Consider the following 20,489-nt stretch of genomic DNA (forward strand, 5'->3'; position numbering starts at 1 on the left):
AAATTTAGACAGGTCATTAAATCGATAAAGTAGAATTTTTATTGGGAAATTTAAACAGATAATTAGGATATCTTTATTAGACAGATTTGTGTGCAAAGTTATTTTTCTTTTGTATTTTTCTGATATGTATCCATATTGCGACTATGGCCATTATAAAAGCGATAAAGTCGGCCACAGGAATACTAGCCCATACTCCGTTTGTTCCGAGATAAGTCGGCAAAATCAGCAGACACGGGATGAGAAATACCAATTGTCGGGAAAGAGAAAGTAAAATTGATATTTGCGATTTCCCGATAGATTGGAAAAAATTTGTAATTACGATTTGACATCCTACGACAGGGAACATAATCGTGCATATTCTTAATCCGGTAGTTGCAATGTCGGTAAGTTCGTCGTTTGTCGTGAACATAGCTACTATGGCGTGGGGAAAAATTTCATCTAAAATAAATCCGAAAGTCGTAATACATACTCCGGCGATGATTCCGTAGCGAAGAGTTTGTTTTACCCGGTCATATTGCTCTGCCCCATAATTATATCCGATAATCGGTTGCATTCCTTGTGTCAGCCCCATAACGATCATTACGAAAAATGTGAGCATGCGGTTTACTATGCCATAAGCACCGATAGCTAAATCTCCTCCATGACTCAGTAAACTGTTGTTTATGATAATCACTACGCCACTGGCACATACATTCATTAGAAATGGGGATAAACCGATAGATAAAATACTTACGATAATTCGCTTTTTAAGCACATAAGCACCTTTTTGAAAGTGTATGAAACTATTTTTATCCAGAAAATGATGCAGCACCCAAATCATTCCGCAGGTTTGGGAAATGATTGTGGCAAGAGCTGCTCCTTTGATTCCCCATTTCAGTACAAAAATGAATATCGGGGCGATGATGATGTTCGCTCCTACTGTAAATAATGCGGAGATCATTGCTTTTTTAGGGTATCCGGTAGCTCTCATGATGTTGTTGAGACCGATAAATACATAAGTAATCGGCGTTCCGAGAAGAAGCACTCCCATAAAATCTCGGGCATAGGGAAGAGTCTCGGCACTTGCCCCGAAAAATAACAGAATCGGATCGAGAAAATATAGGGTGACGAGTCCGAACATAATACCGTTGAATATTAACATTAACAGTACATTGTGCAGGACGTATGTTGCTCGTTGCGTATCTTTTTGTCCCATATAAATAGAACTGATCGTAGCACCGCCGACACCCACCAGTACGCAGAATGCGACGATGAGATTCATTAGAGGGAAAGTTATTGCCAGCCCGGCTATTCCTAAAGCTCCGACACCGTGTCCTATGAATACGCTGTCGATTATATTATAAAGAGAAGTTACGGTCATCCCTATAATTGCAGGGATAGAATATTGCAGCAAAAGCTTTCCGATAGGTTGCGTTCCCAAAATAAGGGGAGAATTTGATTTTGCCATATAATTTCACAATTATTTAGTGCGGCAAAGGTAGTGATTATTTGTGTAGTCGGTACGCTTTTATTTATTTTGCAGCGTTAAACAAATAAAAGATAAGATAAAATGAATCGTACGATTGCCGCACTATTTGATTTGGATGGAGTAATAGTTGATACAGAATCTCAGTACAGTATATATTGGAATAATGTGGGAGTGAAGTATTTATCTGATCCTGACCGTTTCGGTGATAAAGTAAAGGGAAATACATTACGTCAGATATTCGAGAAATATTTTTCCGGAAGAGAAGAGATTCAGCAAGAAATTGTTAAAAATCTTGATAAATGGGAACACGATATGTCATACGATTACATTCCGGGTATCTTGGATTTTTTGAATTGCTTACGTAAAAATAATGTAAAAACGGCAATCGTCACAAGTTCTAATGATGTGAAAATGGCAAATCTTTATCGTGAGCATCCTGATATTAAATCGTATTTTGACGTAATAGTAACCGCTAATCAGATTTCTCGGTCTAAACCTGATCCTGAGTGCTATTTATTGGCGGCGAAGCTATTGGATGCAGATGTTCGGAACTGCTATGTCTTTGAAGATTCTTTAGCCGGACTGGCTGCCGGGCGTGCAGCGGGTATGACGGTTGTCGGACTTTCTACGACTTTACCTCTTTCCCGAATAGAAGATAAAGCAGATATTGTAATTTCTGATTTTAGAGAATTTGATTTTGATAAGTTGATATCTGTAAAACGTAGTTAGTTTTTAGACATGCTCTTATGTCTACGCAAATAAATTGCAGAAGAAAGAAGAGATAACAGGCAAATCAAAAGGACATACATACCTGCAGATTCTCCGGTCAGGTCATTGACAATTCCGATAAGCAAAGGAATTATTGCTCCGCCCGATACGGCCATTATCATTAATCCTGATATTTCATTGGCTTTATCGGGACGGTATTGCAGAGCAAGGGAAAGCAATATGGAAAATACGTTTGCACATACCAGTCCGATAATAAAAATAGAAGTCAAGGCAATATATAATTGGGGGAATAACATCATTATAATGAAAATAATTACTCCGGTCGCCATTGTATAAAAGTATATGTTTTCTGAATGGTATCGCAGTAATAGTGCTGCTCCGATCAGAGATCCTATAATCCGGGCTATAAAATAAAGACTCGATCCTAACCCCGCTTGTTGTAAAGGAAGCCCGCAACGGGTTTGAAGAAATTCCGGAACATAAACGTTGAGCCCCACATCGATACCTACAAATGCAAAAAGTGCTAAGAAGAGGATCAAAATATGCCTGTCTTTTAAAAGTTGTAATATGGATAGATAAGAACTCTTTTGTTTGTCATCGGTAATCCGTTCCGTGATAGACGATTTATATAGCCATAGAGTCCCGATAACGGTGATTGCGGCATAAATAGGAAACGTGTTTTTCCAGTTTCCGGTCAAAAGCATAATTGTAGTTACCAGAATAGGACCTATTGCCGAAGAGATAGACCGGAAAAATTGTCCTAAGGTGAGACTGCTCGTAAGCTTGTTTTCCGGAACGACATCTGCTAAAAGAGGGTTAATAGAGGTTTGCATGACCGTATTTCCTATCCCAACCAAAGCAAATGTCGTCAACATGGCGGGGAATGTATAACCGGTGATCGGGATCAAAAGAGCTATGAGCGTAATTATAAAACTCACCAGCACACTGTTTTTTCTTCCTATTCGGTTCATTAACATTCCGGAAGGAACGGCAAGGAAGGCGAAACTGATAAATGCGATTAATGGCAAGAAAGAGGATACGGAATCGCTTAACGAAAAATCTGCTTTTACATAATTAGCAGAAATTCCGACGACATCGACTAATCCCATAATAAAATATCCGAAAAAGATTCCGGCTACCGCACTTTTGTCTTTTATCTGCATTTATCTTTTTATTTATCGAATTTGTTGATTGTTTCCCGAATAGCCGTCAATCTTTCCAATAAACCTTCTAATAAATCCAGACGAAGCATATTGGCACCGTCAGATTTGGCTTTTTCCGGTTCGGGATGTGTTTCCATAAATAGTCCGTCTGCGCCGGTTGCTATTCCGGCACGGGCGATTGTTTCGATCAGTTGCGGCATTCCTCCGGTAACGCCTGAGGCTTGATTAGGCTGTTGAAGAGAATGCGTAACATCCAGAATGACCGGATGTCCGAACGATTTCATTTCGGGAATTCCTCGGAAGTCCACTAATAAATCTTGATACCCGAATGTCGTACCTCTCTCGGTGATCGCTACTTTTGGGTTACCGGCATCAATGACTTTTTGGGCGGCAAACCTCATCGCTCCCGGAGATAAGAATTGCCCTTTCTTTATATTTACGACACGGCCTGTCTCTGCAGCAGCGACTAAAAGATCGGTTTGTCGAGACAAAAAAGCAGGTATTTGCAATACATCTGCATATTCGGCTGCCATTCGGGCTTCCTCTGCCGAATGTATATCGGTAACAACCGGAATATTAAAAGATTCTCCGACTTTTCGAAGTATTTTCAATGCTTTTTCGTCTCCGATGCCGGTAAAAGAATCTATTCTTGAACGGTTTGCCTTGCGATACGATCCTTTAAAAACATACGGTATATGCAAGCGGTCTGTGATCTTTACGATTGTTTCGGCAATATTTAAAGCCATATTTTCACCTTCAATAACACAAGGTCCGGCTAAAAGGAAAAAAAGACCTGAATCGGTATATTTAAGTTTTTCAGTTTGCAGTAACATATATAAATTAAATTAATTGATCGTGCAAATATAGTGGAATAAATGAGAAATTGGGAAAATTATTGATTGATTACATGTATTGTGTGACAGGCGACAATTCCGGCTGTTTCGGTACGTAAACGGCTATTCCCCAATGATATGGGAGAAAACCCGTTTTCGATTGCAAGTTCTACCTCTTCCGGACTGAAATCTCCTTCCGGTCCGATCAATATAAGGGCATTATTCCCCGGTATATATTTTTGTTTTAACAAAACTTTATCGCTTTTGTCATAGCAGTGTGCTATGAATTTTTGCCCCTCAAAAGGACGGGTTACGAATTCCTTGAACGTCGTCATGCCGTTCAATTGAGGTAATGTCGCTTTTATAGATTGTTTCATCGCCGAAACCAATATTTTTTCGATCCGTTCGGTTTTCACCTCTTTACGTTCCGAAAAACGGCAGCGGAGCAGGGTAATGGCATTTATACCTATTTCGGTACACTTTTCGGCAAACCATTCGATTCTGTCCATATTTTTAGTAGGGGCAATGGCTATATCTATTTTAACGGGACAGGGGCTTAGCGCTTGAATTTCTTCAACGATTTTTACACCGCACCGTTTGTGATGTGCGAGTGTGATAATTGCCTTATAAAATGTGCCTTTTCCGTCTGTGAGCATAATTTCAGTTCCTTCGGATAGTCGAAGTACCCTTATGCAATGTTGAGATTCTTCTTCAGGTAATTCTTTGACGGATTTGATGTCCGGAGTATAAAATATATGCATGAGTTGTATTTTTTATGATTATCCGATGATCATTCCAACAATTGTGGCAGACATGCAAGAAGCTAAAGTTCCGCATATCATAGCTAAAAATCCGTATCGGGTTAATGTCTTTCGTTGGTCGGGAGCTAATACGCCTATACCTCCTATTTGCATTCCGATAGAGCTGATGTTAGCAAAACCGCATAATGCGAATGTCGCTATAATTATTGATTTTTCCTGTATGAATGTTCCTGCATTCTTCAGCATGTTCAGATCGGCATAAGCGACAAATTCGTTTAATACGATTTTTGTCCCCAATAAGCTCCCTACATATCCGGTATCGGCGTTGCATACCCCCATGATCCATGCTATGGGAGTGAATATCCATCCGATAAGAGTTTGAAAATTAAGTGTAACGGAATGTCCTGTTATTTCGGATAACCACTGGTTTAGCCCGGTATAGTGTCCTATCAGGTCTCCCAACAGATAATTGAGTAAAGCAACCATGGCTATGAATACGAGAAGTAATGCGGCAACCGTTACGGCAAGTTTTAGCCCTTCTATAGCACCGTTTGAAATAGCGTCCAGTATGTTTTTCCCTGCTTTATCTCGGGGAATAGAGGCTTCGATATGAGAAAGCGGTTCGGTTTGAGGAATTATGATTTTAGAAAAGACGATAGCCCCCGGTGCTGCCATAACAGAAGCTGAAATGAGATATTTGGCAAATTGCAAACGTGCGGTAGGATCATCACCTCCCAACATTCCGATATATGCCGCCATAACACCTCCGGATATTGTCGCCATTCCGACACTCATTACGAGAAACATCTCGGATCGGTTCATAAAAGGAAGATACCGTTTTACCAATATAGGAGCTTCGCACATGCCTAAAAATATATTTCCGGCTACGGTGAGCCCTTCTGATCCGGACAGTCGGAATATTTTACGGATGCACCAGCCGACTCCTTGTACGATTCGCTGTATAATGTTTAGATAATAAAGCAAACTGATAAGCGCAGAGAAAAAAATGAGTGTCGGGAGTACTTGAAAAATAAAAATGTATCCGACTTTGGATGTGTCGAGTAAACCTCCCGCAAGAAATGCTGTCCCTTGTCTGGTAAATTCGAGAATTTTTACGAATATTTTCCCGAGAAATTCAAAGAAAATTTGAAATGCGGGAATATATAGCATACCGAATGCCAATAAAATCTGAAGAGAAAGTCCTGTAATGACAATTTTCCAGTCTATTTTTTTTCGGTCCTTACTTAATAGCCAAGCGATAAGAAGCAGTACGCACATTCCGAATATACCTCGTAGTAGGGATGTCAATGTCAGTCCTTGTGCAGGAGTTATATACATATTGAATAAGATATTAATGATACCGGCAATATAAAAGAATTATTTATATTGCCGGTAAATTTATTAAATATTCATCCTTATAGAAAAAGATTTTATTCAAATTCTTTTGGATTATGCTTATATTTAAATACGATAGCAAATATGATTGCTACGAGCAGAGCATAGGAGGCAAAAACATACCAAGCTGATTGCCATTCACTTACTTGCGGAATATTGCTGCTGAAATCCACAAAATAGTTTACTACTGCCTGAGCTCCGAGAGTACCTATTGTTGCTCCGAATCCGTTAGTCATGATAACAAACAGTCCTTGTGCACTGGAACGGATCGATATATCGGTTTCTTTATCGACATATAAAGATCCGGATATGTTGAAAAAGTCGAAAGCGACACCGTAAACAATCATGGAGAGAATAAACATCCATACTCCATCTCCGGGATTTCCGAGTCCGAATAGTCCGAACCTGAGTACCCATGCCAGCATGGCGATTAACATTACCCGTTTGATCCCGAATCGTCGCAGAACAAATGGTATCAATAAGATGCACAAAGTTTCTGAAACTTGAGATAATGAAATTAATATGTTTGCGTGTTGTACACCGAATGTGTCGGCATATTCGGGAATAGAACCGAAACTACTGATATACGGATTTGCGAACCCGTTGGTTATCTGCAATGAAACTCCTAATAACATCGAGAAAATGAAAAAGATCGCCATCTTCCTTTGTTTGAACAAAGTGAATGCTCGTAATCCTAAAGCCTCGACTAATGATTTGGTGTTATCCCCTTTACTTGTCGGACAAGCAGGCAGTGTCAGAGCATATAATGCATATACAACACCGATAAGGGCACATGCAAAGAATTGTCCGTATGTGTCTTGCAATCCCAGAAGATCGACTGTCCACATAGAGCAGATGAAGCCGATTGTACCGAAAATCCGAATGGGAGGGAAATTCTTTATAGTGTCTAATTTTGCTTTGTCGAGTGCAGTATATGCAACAGAGTTGGAAAGGGCTAATGTCGGCATATAAAAAGCTACACTTAGCGAGTATAGTGTAAATAAAACCGGAAATTCGACATTTGTCCCATGACTCATTCCGTAATATCCTGCTGCGGCCATGAATGAAGCGGCAAGAAAATGGCTTAGGCTTAATAGTTTCTGTGCCGGTATCCAACGATCGGCGATGATACCTAATATTGCAGGCATAAATAGAGATACGATGCCCTGCATTGCATAATACATTCCGATATGTGATGCCTGGTTAATACTTACAAGGTAACTTCCCATAGATGTAAGATATGCCCCCCAAACAGCGAATTGCAGGAAGTTCATTATGATTAAGCGAAGTTTCACGTTCATAGCACTATTTTTTATGAAATTTAGTGTAGTTAATTGTTTTTCAGGTAAAAATCCGGTCTTGTAAACCGGGATTATTCCGGTGTAGGCGGACAATTATCGTACAAAACTAATAAATATTTATTACTAACCTTGTTTCTGTTCCCGTTTTTTTAGTTCTTGTTGAATAAGGGCGGCTTTTTCGTATGCTTCCGTACGGATCGCTTCTTCCAGACGTTCTTTTAATTCTTTTGTCGAGTATTCGTCGAGATGTTTGTGTTTGGAAACCTTTGTTTCTTCTTTCTTTTTTTCTTTAGGATCTTCCTGAAATATGATGCCGGCTTCGCTGATAATTTTTTCTGTGGTATAAATAGGTGATTGGGTTCGCAAAGCAATGGCAATGGCATCAGATGTCCGTGAATCTATTCTGATTTGGCGAGTTCCGTCATCGAAGAGTAATTCGGATGAGAAAACGCCGTCCTCATAATGATAGACGAAAACTTCGCGCAATCGAATCCCGAACCCTTGAGCGAAACTGGCAAATAGATCGTGGGTCATGGGACGGGGAGGAGTTAAATGTTCGAGTCTTATAGCGATAGACTGAGCTTCGGCAGTCCCTATTATGATGGGTATACGCCGGTCTCCATTTTCTTCTGCCAGTACGAGAGCATAAGCTCCGTTTTGTATTTGGCTGTATGTAATGCCCATAACCTTGAGTTTTACCCGGTCATCCATGTCTGTTTATTTTAGTATTTTATATAAGCAAATATAAATAATTTATTTGGGGATATGAAAAACTTTTTTACCGAATGTTCTGTATTGAAAAATGACCGGAGGTGTTGTTGATTTATCTTTTGTAGGGTTATCGTGTTTTGTTTATATTTGTAGTTTCGATAAATAATTAAAAAGGAAGGTTATTATGTTCTGGGAATTTGTATTAAGATTGTTTGTTGCTGGAATTTTGGGTGCTATTATCGGACTTGAACGAGAGTATCGGGCAAAGGAAGCCGGATTTAGGACACATTTTCTTGTCTCTTTGGGTAGTGCCCTCATTATGATTGTATCTCAATATGGTTTTCAGGACGTTTTGGGAATGCCGTCGATAGGACTCGATCCGAGCCGTGTAGCTGCTCAGGTTGTTACCGGCATAGGTTTTATAGGAGCTGGCACTATAATTATACAACGGCAGTTTGTGCGGGGGCTGACTACTGCTGCCGGAGTATGGGTTGCGTCGGGCATAGGTTTAGCAATCGGAGGAGGAATGTATGGAGTAGGAATTGCAGCGACCTTTTTTACATTATTGGGATTAGAGCTGTTGACAATATTGTTTAAACGTATCGGTTTACATAGTTCTTTTGTGCAGTTTTCTACCGGGCAGCAAGAAAACTTGCAGAAGATAACCAAAATGATTGCTCATTCCGAAGGTCGGATAACGAATTATTCTGCTCGTAAAGAATTTCAAGGAGATCGTCAGGTTTATTGTGTCAGTATGGTAATTAAAACTCGAGATAATGATAAAGAGGGAGATATCTTTACTTTTATTCAGAACCTCCCTGATTTGATGATCGAAAAAATAGAATGATTTTTATAGTCTGTTTAAATTTTCAAATCCTTTATCTTGTTTCATCATTGTTTTGTTCTAACCACCAGTCGATCATTTTGCGAGCCAGACTTAATTTGTGAGGAAGTTCTGGTAGATTATCTCGCGTATAAAATGCTCCCGAACTGAGCTCATTATCTTGCAGTTCGATTCTCCCACTTTCATAATCGGCTATGAATCCGACCATTAATCCACTTGGATAAGGCCATGACTGGCTGCCGAAATAAGAAATGTTCTTTATCTTTAACCGGGTTTCTTCCATGACTTCTCTGGCGACACATTCTTCGAGATTTTCTCCGGTTTCCAAAAATCCGGCAACCAAACTATTGAATGTTCCTTTGAAATTACGGGCGTGAACTAATAAAATAGAATCTGCTTTTCGAATCAATACCAATATTGCTGTTGAAATGGTCGGGTATAGCTCTTTTCCGCAAGAAAGACACCGTTTTGTCATATCGTTTTTGAATTCCATAGGATTTCCGCATACCGGACAGAATCGGCTGTTTTTATCCCAATGAAGAATTTCGAAAGCTTTTCCGGCTATATTATATGATTCTTGCGGTAGATAATCGTAGGATGATCGTAAACCGATCCATTCGTATTGGTCAGAAACGGAGATAGGTTTTTGTATCCTGAATGTTTTGGCTCGATGTCCCGGTACAGGTACATTTAAAACTGAAATATCCGTTTCTCTTTTTAGAGGAGACTCTGGTGTATATGGAATTTGATATTTTCCGTTTTTTTTCTCGATTAATAATTGATCGTTGTAAAAGATGAACCAGTATATTTTTTCGTTTGACATAATATGAGTGTTCATTGCTGATTTTCAATTTTGCCGTAAAGTTACGCATTATTGTGCAACATTATATGATCTATGATTGTTATCAATAGATATAAGTCTGACGAAATTATTTTATCGGAAAATTTAAACAGGCTCTAAGTAAAAGAAAATTATTATGAAAAAAGTTGTAGATAGAGCTTCTTCAAGAGGCTATTTTGATCATGGTTGGTTAAAGACATACCATACTTTCAGTTTCGCAGATTATTATAATCCTATGAGGGTGCATTTCGGAGCATTACGTGTCTTGAATGATGATTGGGTAGCTCCGTCACAAGGATTTGGAATGCATCCGCATAAAAATATGGAGGTCGTATCTATCCCTTTGAAAGGAAAACTTCGTCATGGAGACAGTGTTGCAAACACCCAGACAATTATTCCGGGAGATATTCAGGTAATGAGTACCGGAAGCGGAATTTTACATAGCGAATATAACGGTAGTGATAAAGAGCCCGTAGAGTTTTTGCAAATATGGGTGTTTCCGAATAAAGAAAATACCCCTCCGGAGTATAATAATTATGATATCAGAGGATTATTGAGAAAAAATGAATTGGTGCTGTTTATATCACCAGACGGTAGTACTCCGGCCTCTATTTTGCAGAATGCATGGTTTTCTATGGGAAAATTTGATGCAGGAAAGACTATTGCTTATAAAATGCATGGAGAAAATATGGGTGTTTATATTTTTATTATTGATGGGAAAATCGAAGTTGCCGAAGAGACTCTTTTGAAAAGAGACGGTATCGGTATCTGGGATATTTCTGATCTGAAGATAAATGTTATAGAACGCTCTGAACTTTTATTAATAGAAGTGCCTATGATATTATGATTTGAAGAATTGTATATTTTTATATCCTGTCTGAATTTTATTCGAGTCCGAGTTGAGAGTTTTTTTCGAGGATATTTTTCTGTTTTCATAAAAATAATAGTGGGCTATCTTAAAGAATGAAAATGGGAAAATAGACTGGAAGAAAATACGAAAATGATCTGATAATATTTCTTTATTGGAATATTTAGGCGTTTTATTTATTCTGTCGCATTAAATTTTGTAAATTTGAAAGTCTTGATTATCTTCGAATGTTTGTTTGCGAAGCTATAAAAACATTTTACATATACACATACAATTATATAAAATGAAAAACACGGAAAGTAAAATTTTTTTACTTTATGTTATTGCAATGCTGTTATGCTTTCCGCAGGTCGTGAAATCTCGAGAATTTTCATCAAGACAGGGCTTTTCATTCGATTATCCTAAAAATTATGATGATTGGGAAGATTCGTTTTTATCAGGAAACGGTAAAATGGGTATCATGGTTTTCGGTAATCCTTTAGATGAAACAATCGTCTTTAACGATCGGGGCTTTAATTTGGCAAAAAAACATGATCGTTCTTTTGCCGAAGTTCCCAAACCAGTTTTAGATTCTATCCGTCAGTTTTGTGCAGATGGAGAATTTGCCAAAGCAAATAAGTTGGCTGTAGAATCTGCACAATGGAAAAACGGAGGTGAAGGAAATCGTCATCCCGGGTTTCTGATGAAAATTGAAATACCACAGAACGGAAAAATTAAAGATTATAGACGTAGATGTAACTTTCGAACCGGAGAAATAATTGTGTCTTGGACGGATAATAGAGGAAAGTGGGAACGAAAATCTTTTGTTTCTCGAAAAGATAATGTTGCGGTACAGTATTTGACTGCACCATCAAGAGCACGAATTTCCTGTTCTGTACGATTGGATATCGATCCGAAGATGAATTTCCCTCGAAGCATGCTTTTTCAGAAAGAAAGTACCGTTGATTATTTGGTTATGAAAGCTAAATATGATAAGCGGCAGGGAGGGGCTGGTTATGAAGGGGTAACCAGAGTTCTTGTTTCCGGAGGAGAAGTGACTTTGAATGAGGATGTTTTAAATATTTCCAATGCAAAGTCGGTGCTTTTACTTACTCGTACTCAAAAATATTATGAAAATAGTGAAGAGTATTGGGCAAAAGGAGAGATACAAAAACAGTTAAACGATTTGTTCCCTGATTATCAGAAATTACTTGGACGTCATACGGCTGAACATAGCACGATTTATGATAGGGTGAAGTTAGATTTGAACGCTCCTGATAAAGACAGATGTCTTTCGAATGAAAAACTTTTGGAAATACAACAACAATCCGATTATCCTGTAATGGCGTTATGGGAACGGATCTTTGATGCCGGACGTTATTATTTTTTGTCTTCTTCCAGTGAGCTCACGCCACCCGATTTGTTGGGTATATGGACTGGTGATTGTCAGGCCGGATGGGGCGGTTTTTATCATTTGGATGCTAATCTTAATTTACAGGTAAGCAGTGGGAATATTGCAGCTATGCCTGAGGCGATGGAAGGTTATTTTAGAATCAATGAGGCGTGGAGAGATGATTTCCGTTTAAATGCTCGAAATTTGCTCGGCTGTCGGGGATTATTGGCTTGCGGTAATACGCCGGGACAGCAGAGCGGATTGATGGCGGGTATAAATGACTATTATCCGTATCAATATGCAACGGGAGAAGAACCTTGGCTATTATATCCGTTTTGGGAATATTTTTTGGTGACGGGAGATACCGACTTCCTTGAAAAGCGGTTGTATCCGATGTTGAAAGAATTAGGCCATTTTTATGAAGACTTTTTGACACATGTCGATGCGAATGGTAGATATATATTTGCCGGTTCTGTTTCTCCCGAAAATCAGCCGTCTAATCTTAAAGTTTCGTTGTTGAATAATTCTAATTTTGATATATCCGGTGCAAAGTTTGCATTATCGGCTTTATTGGAGTCCTGTCGAATTCTGGGGAAAAAAGAAGGGGTGGAGGTTTGGAGAAAAATATTAGAAAAGTTACCACCGTATTTGATTAATTCGGACGGGGCTTTGCAAGAATGGTCGTGGCCGGGTTTAAAGGACAATTATTTACACCGTCATTCAAGTCAATTGATGATGATATGGCCTTATCGGGAAATAACGCCTGAGAATAATAAACGGTTATTCGATGCTGCTGTCAGGACTTTTGAATTGAAAGACCGTATGGAAGCGCGGCAAGGGCATGATTTGCTGCATAGGGCATTGATTGCCGCCGGACTTAAAAATGGGAAGGCGGTAGAAGACAAATTACTCACTCTTACGCGTAATGGCTTTTATTATAATACACTTGCATCGTCTCATAATGAAAAGCATGTAATCTTTTGTACGGATGTGTGTAATTCATTGCCTTCTATAATGTTGGAAATGCTTGTTTCTTCTATGCCGGGGCAATTAGAATTGTTACCGGCTTTACCGCCGTCGTTGCTGAAAGGCTCGGTATCGGGAATCAGAGGACGCAATCGAATTGTTGTAGAAAATTTGGACTGGGATATGTCTCGGAAACAAATCAGATGTGTATTGTGTTCAGATATAGATCAATCTTTGACGTTGGTTGTCAGAGACGGAATTGCAAATATCTCTACAAAAGCATATACAGAGCTTTCTTCTTTAGGAAATATGGCGAGAGAAGTTCATCTGAAAAAAGGTGTAAAGACGGTTTTTGTTGTACATATTGCTAATTAATAATTGTTTACGAAATTATTTGTTGAGGTTTTCGATAATCCATTGAGCTCGATTTATTGGTGTTAGGCGAGGAACGATAACTGTTTGGTATCCAAATTCTTCATATACGTTTTTTAGGACATGATATGTGCGTTCAGCTTCTTTAAAGTCTTGCTTCCGTTCGGTATCATTCGTATAAATTTCTTCCCAAGGGGGAAATAAAAAGACTTTCGGATTATATCTGTATTTGTGCACGGTTTTTTTCAATATAGCAGTTATGGGGATATTTACTAATCGGCAATAACCTAAAATGTCGAGTATGCCTCTGTCAAAGAAACATGTTTTTTGTACATGAGTAAATTCTTCAAAATCAATGATCGCATGCAAAAACATTAGTCGTGTATAGCGGGAGGCATTTTTCCATGGAACAGCATCTCCTTGGCTTTTTATTTGTTTTCGGATGATATTTCTTCCGGTTTCTTCGACGGTCAGGTATCCCATATTTGATAATAGGTTGAGAACGGTCGATTTTCCACTACCTGGTCCTCCTGTGAGGATATAAAAATTAAGATTTTCCATTTGCCTTGTAATTAAATTTATGATTTGATTTTTGCTTTATAAAATTCTTCTTTATGATTATGATATTATTTTTGTCTCTAAAAATAATGTCTACCGGATTCGAAGATGAATAAAAATGAATTTGTTATTGGTGTTTATGATATTATAAGAGAGATACCTCGGGGAAGTGTTGTGACATATGGTCAGATAGCCCGATTATTGGGAAAGCCTCAGTGTTCTCGTATGGTGGGGCAGGCGATGTCTCGAGCTCCGAAAGAATTGCATCCATTTTGTCATCGGGTAATAAACAGTCAGGGACGGTTAGTTCCCGGCTGGGAAGAACAACGGAATTTACTTGAAAAAGAGGGTATAACTTTCAAAAAAAATGGTTGTGTAGATTTGAAAAAGCATAATTGGAGAGAAGTAGCAATATTGCCTAAAATGAGAAAGTTATAAACTATCGTTTTTTTGAAATAAAAATAAGTGTCTGATTTGTATCTTTTTATCAGAAAATTATATAGGCTGTAAGAGAAAAGAAGAACTTGACAGAGAATAAATAATTTGAAATGTACCCCGAAAATTAAATACAATATTTCCGGGGTACATTTCAATTATAAAGTCACTCCAGACTTAAAAATAGCGATTTCTCGAAACCCATTCATTTCATTGTTGACAAGCCTTCCGCTGGCAACTTCAATAACAAAACGAATAAATCGTTCGGCAATATCATCCATAAGTTCGTTTTCAACAAGCGATCCGGCGTTAAAATCGATCCATTTCGGTTTGTTTACTGCCAACTTACTGTTAGTTGAGATTTTCATAGTCGGAACAAAAGATCCGAAAGGCGTGCCTCTTCCTGTAGTAAAGAGAACTAACTGGCAGCCTGCAGAAGCTAAAGCCGTTGCAGCCACCAAATCATTACCTGGAGCACTTAAAAGATTCAGCCCCTTAGAATGAATGCGCTCTCCATACATCAAAACATCTTTTACCGCCGATTTCCCGCATTTCTGAGTACATCCCAGAGATTTTTCCTCAAGAGTAGATATGCCTCCCGCTTTATTTCCCGGTGACGGGTTCTCATAAACAGGTTGATTATTAGACATAAAATAGGCCTTAAAATCATTGATGAGATGTACCGTTTTATCGAATAATTCCGGTGTCTCACAGCGGTTCATTAAAATCGTTTCAGCACCGAACATCTCAGGCACTTCGGTAAGAACAGATGTACCTCCCTGAGCAACCAGAAAATCAGAAAATACCCCCAAAAGAGGATTCGCCGTAATACCGGAAAATCCGTCCGATCCGCCGCACTTCAACCCGACTTTCAGTTCGCTTAAAGGAACTTCCACTCTTGCATCCTGAGAAGCGATATCGTATAATTGTCTCAAGATGTCCATGCCTTCCTCATACTCATCATCTACCTTCTGGCACTCCATAAAGCGAATGCGCTCGGCATCATACTCCCCCAACAATCCCTTAAAAGCACTTAATTGATTATTCTCACAGCCCAACCCGACGACCAGTACTGCACCGGCATTCGGGTGCAGTACCATATCTCGTAATATTTTGCGTGTATTCTCATGATCATTTCCCAGTTGAGAACATCCGTAATTATGCGGGAAGGCAACTATTGCATCTACATTTACCGACCCAGTCTCCCGGCGGAGAGAATCAGCCAATCGGTTAACAATCCCGTTAACACATCCGACCGTAGGAATAACCCATATTTCATTCCGGATACCAACCTCACCGCTTTTACGACGATAACCCATAAAAGAAAGATTCCTATTCGGAATATTCAGTTCTGCCAAATTTGGAGAATACGAATATTCCAGTAACCCCTCCAGGTTTGTTTTGATATTCCTTTCATTGACCCAAGCTCCTTTAATAATGGCAAAACGAGCATGACCGATAGCATATCCGTATTTAATAATATCCTCGTTTTCGGCAAAATCTTTAAGTGCTACTTTATGACCGGCCGGAATATCTTCTTGCAGGAAAATATCCTTTCCATCTACCGTGATACAATCACCCTTCTTCAAGGGATCTATGGCAACAGCAACATTATCAGCCGGATTTATTTTTAAAAACTTCAATCCCATATTTAAAGAATAGATTTAACAGTTTCATTCATGCCCTTATCTTGAATCATTTGGAGATATTCGGACAACCTTTCGGTCAATCCCGGAATCAAATTTAAATCCTCTCCCCAGATAAATTCAGCACCTAATACACCTTTAGCTACATCTATAGGAGATCCGTCAGCCCAAAGATTTTTCAATAAGTCTATAATCTCTTGGTCATCCTTAAGTACGATCTCGTCATTCCCTCGTTTTCCGCCTTTGTAATAGGTAATGATACCGGCTAAGCCTAAAACCAGACCCGAAGGCAATTTCCCTTTTCGTTCCAGAAAAATTTTCAATCCCGGCAAATCCCGAGTTTTAAACTTCGGAAAAGAATTAAGCATGATGCTGGTTACGAAATGTTTGACAAAAGGATTACGAAACCGTTCCATAACAGCATCGGCAAATTGAATCAACTCTTCCTTCGGAAGATCAAGAGTCTCAAGTAACTCATCATACATCACTTTCTTTACAAACTGTCCGATGACCGGATCTTCACAACATTCTTTCACTGTATTCAATCCCGCCAGATATCCTACCGGAGACAAAACCGTATGAGGTCCGTTCAGCAAAGTAACTTTCCGGTCATGATAAGGTTTTTCGCTCGGAACAAATAATACATTCAAACCAGCTCTGTCTGCCGGAAATTCTTTCTCTACCGTTTCCGGTGCTTCGATAACCCATAAATGAAAAATTTCACCTTTAACTACCAACTTATCATCCAGACCGATCTGGTCGAGAATTTGACCGATTGTATCGCGCGGATAACCCGGAACAATACGATCTACAAGTGTACAGTAAACGCCGCAGGCCGTATCGAACCAATGTTTAAAATCTTCCCCGAGATTCCATAGTTCGATATATTGATCGATACACTTCTTCAATACTTTTCCGTTATCGAAAATAAGTTCGCACGGTAAAATAATCAATCCCTTGTCCATTGCACCATTAAAAAATTTGAAACGATGGAACAGAAGTTGCGTCAATTTCCCCGGATAAGATTTAGCCGGAGCATCCTCCAGTTTACAAGAAGGATCAAAAGCGATGCCAGCTTCGGTAGTATTGGAAATAACGAAACGCATATCAGGATTTTCGGCCAGTTTCAAAAATTCATCGTATTGCGTATAGGGATTTAATCCTCGACTCACTACATCGATCAACTGAATGCTGTCTACTTCTTTACCGTTTTGTAATCCTTGTAAATTAACATGATACAAACCGTCTTGTTCATTAAGCATATTGACCATGCCGTTTTCGAGAGGTTGAACGATAACAACGCTGCTATTGAATTCGGCCTTTTGATTCATGTTGTAGATAATCCAATCGACAAAGGCACGTAAAAAATTGCCTTCACCGAATTGGATGATTCGTTCAGGATACTTGTTTGCTTGGATGTTGGTTCTGTTGAGCTGTTTCATAAGATAAAATTAGGTTGATATTAATTAATTTATATTGATTGAAAATCAAGATAGAAGTCGATATTTTCACTTGTCAGAATATCTATCGGCATGAAATTTTTTCGTCTTATTTCGTTTTTAAATATTTTATACTCACATAAGGCTTTCATCCCTCTGTAACTTTGGATTTCGGGACGTTGGGCTAACAGGTAATTGACTTTTCCCGATTTCAGAGCCTCGACATTTTTTTGTAGTAGGTCATATCCTATAAATTTTATGCCAGAGATATTCATTTTCTCCAGATATTCCGTAATCAGATATACTTTTGAGTTGAATGTTATCGCTTCTCGTATATGAGGATGTTGTTTGAAAAAATCTTTTATAATTTCAAGATTGCGAATATGATCTTGAGCATATATTTTGATAGGAAACAATTTGGCTGTCGGAAGATGTTCTTCTATATACCGTTTGAATCCATTTATTCGTAGTTCTGTTTGGTTAGAACCTTTATTCCCGGATCTATAAACTTGAAAGACCGCAATTTCCGAGTTTGGAGAAGCATCGCTTAATAATAATTTGGCAGCAAGATAACCGCTTTGTAAAGAATCCATTCCGAAATAGGCAAGAGGATGTATTTCTTCCATATCCGAATCGATAAGAACGTATGGAATTTCTTGAATCTCTAATTGTTTTGCTAACGAAATGGCTTGTTCTTTAAATATCGGAGCAAGTAAAACCGCATCCGGAGTCAGCTTTAGGACTGTCTGTATTGCTTTTTCGAACGATGCGCTATCATATTGATTGAAGAATATCTGTTCTACAGAGATATTTAAGTCCAGAAACTCATGTGCTGCTTGATCTACTCCTTTTTTTATATCGCTCCAATATTCTCCCTCGTTAGATTCCGGTAATAATGTAACAAACGTGTATCTTTTTTTTGAAGCGAGAGCTGAAGCATAAATGTTGGGTTGATAATTTATCTCTTTGAGAACTTTTTCAACTTTTGCTCGGCTTTTGTCCGAAACTTCACCTCGATTATGCAATACACGGTCGACTGTCCCGGTAGATACATTGGCTAAGCGGGCAATATCTTTGATCCGTATTTTATCCGGTAAGCTCTTCATGGTGCTTATATATTGTTATTCGTGTGTGCACACGGTTTATAATTTGTAATTTCATCTGCAAATATACAGAATATTTTTGTATTTCAAAAAAAAATTGTAATTTCGTGCCCGAACACGGAATTTGTTTGATAGGACTGTGCTTTCAATTTGATATGTCGTTTTTTGCATTATACATCATTTAAAAATACTCTATTATGAAAAACTTTATGGATGAAAATTTCTTGTTGCAAACGGAAACTGCACAGAAATTGTATCATGAACATGCGGCAAAAATGCCGATTATCGATTATCATTGCCATTTGATTCCGCAAATGGTTGCAGATGATCATAAGTTCAAATCGTTAACCGAAATTTGGTTGGGTGGAGATCATTATAAATGGCGTGCTATGCGTACCAATGGAGTAGAAGAACGCTATTGTACGGGAAAAGATACTTCTGATTGGGAAAAATTTGAGAAATGGGCAGAAACAGTTCCTTATACAATGCGCAATCCTCTTTATCATTGGACTCATTTAGAATTGAAAACAGCGTTTGGTATCGATAAAGTGCTGAATCCTAAAACTGCCCGTGAAATTTATGACGAGTGTAATGCTAAATTAGCTTTGCCCGAATATTCTGCTCGAGGGATGATGCGCCGTTATCATGTCGAGGTTGTATGTACAACTGATGACCCTGTAGATTCACTTGAATATCATATCAAAACTCGCGAAAGTGGCTTTGAGATTAAAATGCTTCCGACTTGGCGTCCTGATAAAGCTATGGCGGTAGAGATTCCTGCAGATTTTCGTGCTTATATAGAGAAATTGTCTGAAGTAAGCGGTATTGCTATTTCTACTTTTGACGATATGGTTACCGCATTGCGTAAACGCCATGACTTTTTTGCGGAACAGGGTTGTAAACTTTCAGATCATGGTATAGAAGAATTTTATGCTGAAGATTATACTGATGCAGAAATTAAGGCTATTTTTAATAAGGTTTACGGAGGAAAAGAACTGACTTGCGAGGAGATTCTGAAATTCAAATCGGCAATGTTGGTTGAATTTGGTGAAATGGATTATGAAAAGGGGTGGACTCAGCAATTTCATTACGGTGCTATTCGAAATAATAATACAAAAATGTTTAAGTTGTTAGGTCCTGACACCGGTTTTGATTCTATCGGAGAATTTACGACAGCTAAAGCAATGTCCAAATTTTTGGATCGTTTAAATACTAAAGGGAAACTGACGAAGACGATTTTATATAATTTAAATCCATGTGCTAATGAGGTGATAGCTACCATGCTGGGAAATTTTCAGGATGGTACTATTCCGGGAAAGATACAGTTCGGTTCCGGATGGTGGTTCCTTGATCAAAAAGATGGTATGGAAAAGCAAATGAATGCTCTTTCTTTGTTAGGATTGTTGAGCCGTTTTGTAGGTATGCTTACCGATTCACGTAGTTTCCTTTCTTATCCTCGTCATGAATATTTCCGTCGTACTTTATGTAATTTGGTGGGTAAAGATGTCGAAAACGGAGAGATTCCTGTTTCAGAGATGGATCGGGTAAATCAGATGATAGAAGATATTAGCTATTATAATGCAAAAAAATTCTTTAATTTTTAATTAATCATATCTATTTGAAAGCTATATGAGCAAAAAAGTAGTCACATTCGGAGAAATCATGTTGCGGTTGGCCACACCGG

Annotated in this window: 18 protein-coding genes; 6 read left to right on the forward strand and 12 right to left on the reverse strand. The window is 38.6% G+C overall.

Translation table 11 applies throughout. From position 1 onward, the window contains the following. Positions 1 to 76: 76 nt before the first annotated feature. A complete protein-coding gene (locus Q0093_RS09615; RefSeq protein WP_294177751.1) occupies positions 77 to 1,447 on the reverse strand; it encodes an MATE family efflux transporter in 1,371 nt (456 codons plus the stop codon). A 102-nt stretch (positions 1,448 to 1,549) separates the two neighbouring features. On the opposite strand from Q0093_RS09615, the gene Q0093_RS09620 reads away from it, so the two are divergent. Further along, positions 1,550 to 2,197 carry an HAD family phosphatase gene (locus Q0093_RS09620; RefSeq protein WP_297929945.1) on the forward strand — a complete coding sequence of 216 codons (648 nt, stop codon included), beginning with the start codon at positions 1,550 to 1,552 and terminating at the stop codon, positions 2,195 to 2,197. Here the strand turns inward: Q0093_RS09620 and Q0093_RS09625 are convergent. From Q0093_RS09625 to Q0093_RS09650, 6 genes are all read right to left on the reverse strand, one after another. Next, positions 2,194 to 3,360: a sugar MFS transporter gene (locus Q0093_RS09625; RefSeq protein ID WP_297929947.1), complete on the reverse strand. Its 1,167-nt coding sequence runs from the start codon at positions 3,358 to 3,360 to the stop codon at positions 2,194 to 2,196. The two genes, Q0093_RS09620 and Q0093_RS09625, sit on opposite strands and share 4 nt — an antisense overlap. Positions 3,361 to 3,368: 8 nt before the next feature. After that, a complete protein-coding gene (gene kdsA / locus Q0093_RS09630) occupies positions 3,369 to 4,193 on the reverse strand; it encodes a 3-deoxy-8-phosphooctulonate synthase (protein ID WP_294177748.1) in 825 nt (274 codons plus the stop codon). 59 nt (positions 4,194 to 4,252) lie between these two features. Beyond that, positions 4,253 to 4,954, reverse strand: a complete 702-nt coding sequence (locus tag Q0093_RS09635; protein ID WP_297929950.1) for a 16S rRNA (uracil(1498)-N(3))-methyltransferase — start codon at positions 4,952 to 4,954, stop codon at positions 4,253 to 4,255. An 18-nt stretch (positions 4,955 to 4,972) separates the two neighbouring features. Beyond that, complete coding sequence (locus tag Q0093_RS09640) at positions 4,973 to 6,292, reverse strand: nucleoside transporter C-terminal domain-containing protein (RefSeq protein WP_297929952.1); 1,320 nt, start codon at positions 6,290 to 6,292, stop codon at positions 4,973 to 4,975. 92 nt (positions 6,293 to 6,384) lie between these two features. Continuing rightward, positions 6,385 to 7,650, reverse strand: a complete 1,266-nt coding sequence (locus tag Q0093_RS09645) for an MFS transporter (protein WP_294177745.1) — start codon at positions 7,648 to 7,650, stop codon at positions 6,385 to 6,387. A 123-nt stretch (positions 7,651 to 7,773) separates the two neighbouring features. After that, positions 7,774 to 8,361, reverse strand: a complete 588-nt coding sequence (locus Q0093_RS09650; protein ID WP_297929954.1) for a bifunctional nuclease family protein — start codon at positions 8,359 to 8,361, stop codon at positions 7,774 to 7,776. A 184-nt stretch (positions 8,362 to 8,545) separates the two neighbouring features. Here Q0093_RS09650 and Q0093_RS09655 point away from each other — a divergent pair, with 184 nt between their 5' ends. Then, positions 8,546 to 9,208 (forward strand): MgtC/SapB family protein, encoded by a 663-nt coding sequence (locus tag Q0093_RS09655; protein ID WP_297929956.1) that lies wholly within the window; start codon positions 8,546 to 8,548, stop codon positions 9,206 to 9,208. Between the two features lie 31 nt (positions 9,209 to 9,239). Here the strand turns inward: Q0093_RS09655 and nudC are convergent, their stop codons facing one another. Then, positions 9,240 to 10,043, reverse strand: coding sequence for an NAD(+) diphosphatase (nudC, locus tag Q0093_RS09660; protein WP_297929958.1), 804 nt, complete (start codon positions 10,041 to 10,043; stop codon positions 9,240 to 9,242). 139 nt (positions 10,044 to 10,182) lie between these two features. On the opposite strand from nudC, the gene Q0093_RS09665 reads away from it, so the two are divergent. Further along, positions 10,183 to 10,893, forward strand: coding sequence for a pirin family protein (locus tag Q0093_RS09665; RefSeq protein ID WP_297929959.1), 711 nt, complete (start codon positions 10,183 to 10,185; stop codon positions 10,891 to 10,893). A 304-nt stretch (positions 10,894 to 11,197) separates the two neighbouring features. Then, a complete protein-coding gene (locus Q0093_RS09670; RefSeq protein WP_297929961.1) occupies positions 11,198 to 13,627 on the forward strand; it encodes a glycoside hydrolase N-terminal domain-containing protein in 2,430 nt (809 codons plus the stop codon). Positions 13,628 to 13,642: 15 nt separating this feature from the next. Here the strand turns inward: Q0093_RS09670 and Q0093_RS09675 are convergent, their stop codons facing one another. Then, positions 13,643 to 14,185: an AAA family ATPase gene (locus tag Q0093_RS09675; RefSeq protein ID WP_294177740.1), complete on the reverse strand. Its 543-nt coding sequence runs from the start codon at positions 14,183 to 14,185 to the stop codon at positions 13,643 to 13,645. A gap of 105 nt (positions 14,186 to 14,290) precedes the next feature. Here Q0093_RS09675 and Q0093_RS09680 point away from each other — a divergent pair, with 105 nt between their 5' ends. Next, positions 14,291 to 14,620: an MGMT family protein gene (locus tag Q0093_RS09680; RefSeq protein ID WP_297929963.1), complete on the forward strand. Its 330-nt coding sequence runs from the start codon at positions 14,291 to 14,293 to the stop codon at positions 14,618 to 14,620. 155 nt (positions 14,621 to 14,775) lie between these two features. Here the strand turns inward: Q0093_RS09680 and Q0093_RS09685 are convergent, their stop codons facing one another. Genes Q0093_RS09685 through Q0093_RS09695 form a run of 3 tightly spaced genes read right to left on the reverse strand, consistent with a single transcriptional unit; the run spans position 14,776 to position 18,808 of the window. Continuing rightward, on the reverse strand, positions 14,776 to 16,266 hold the full coding sequence (locus Q0093_RS09685) for a UxaA family hydrolase (protein WP_297929965.1): 1,491 nt from the start codon (positions 16,264 to 16,266) through the stop codon (positions 14,776 to 14,778). A gap of 2 nt (positions 16,267 to 16,268) precedes the next feature. Then, a complete protein-coding gene (locus Q0093_RS09690) occupies positions 16,269 to 17,705 on the reverse strand; it encodes a tagaturonate reductase (protein WP_297929966.1) in 1,437 nt (478 codons plus the stop codon). Positions 17,706 to 17,734: 29 nt separating this feature from the next. Further along, positions 17,735 to 18,808: a substrate-binding domain-containing protein gene (locus tag Q0093_RS09695; protein WP_297929968.1), complete on the reverse strand. Its 1,074-nt coding sequence runs from the start codon at positions 18,806 to 18,808 to the stop codon at positions 17,735 to 17,737. A gap of 194 nt (positions 18,809 to 19,002) precedes the next feature. Here Q0093_RS09695 and uxaC point away from each other — a divergent pair, with 194 nt between their 5' ends. Further along, on the forward strand, positions 19,003 to 20,409 hold the full coding sequence (gene uxaC / locus Q0093_RS09700) for a glucuronate isomerase (RefSeq protein WP_297929970.1): 1,407 nt from the start codon (positions 19,003 to 19,005) through the stop codon (positions 20,407 to 20,409). Positions 20,410 to 20,489 lie beyond the last annotated feature (80 nt).

This window comes from uncultured Coprobacter sp. (assembly GCF_947855755.1).
Taxonomy (GTDB): domain Bacteria; phylum Bacteroidota; class Bacteroidia; order Bacteroidales; family Coprobacteraceae; genus Coprobacter.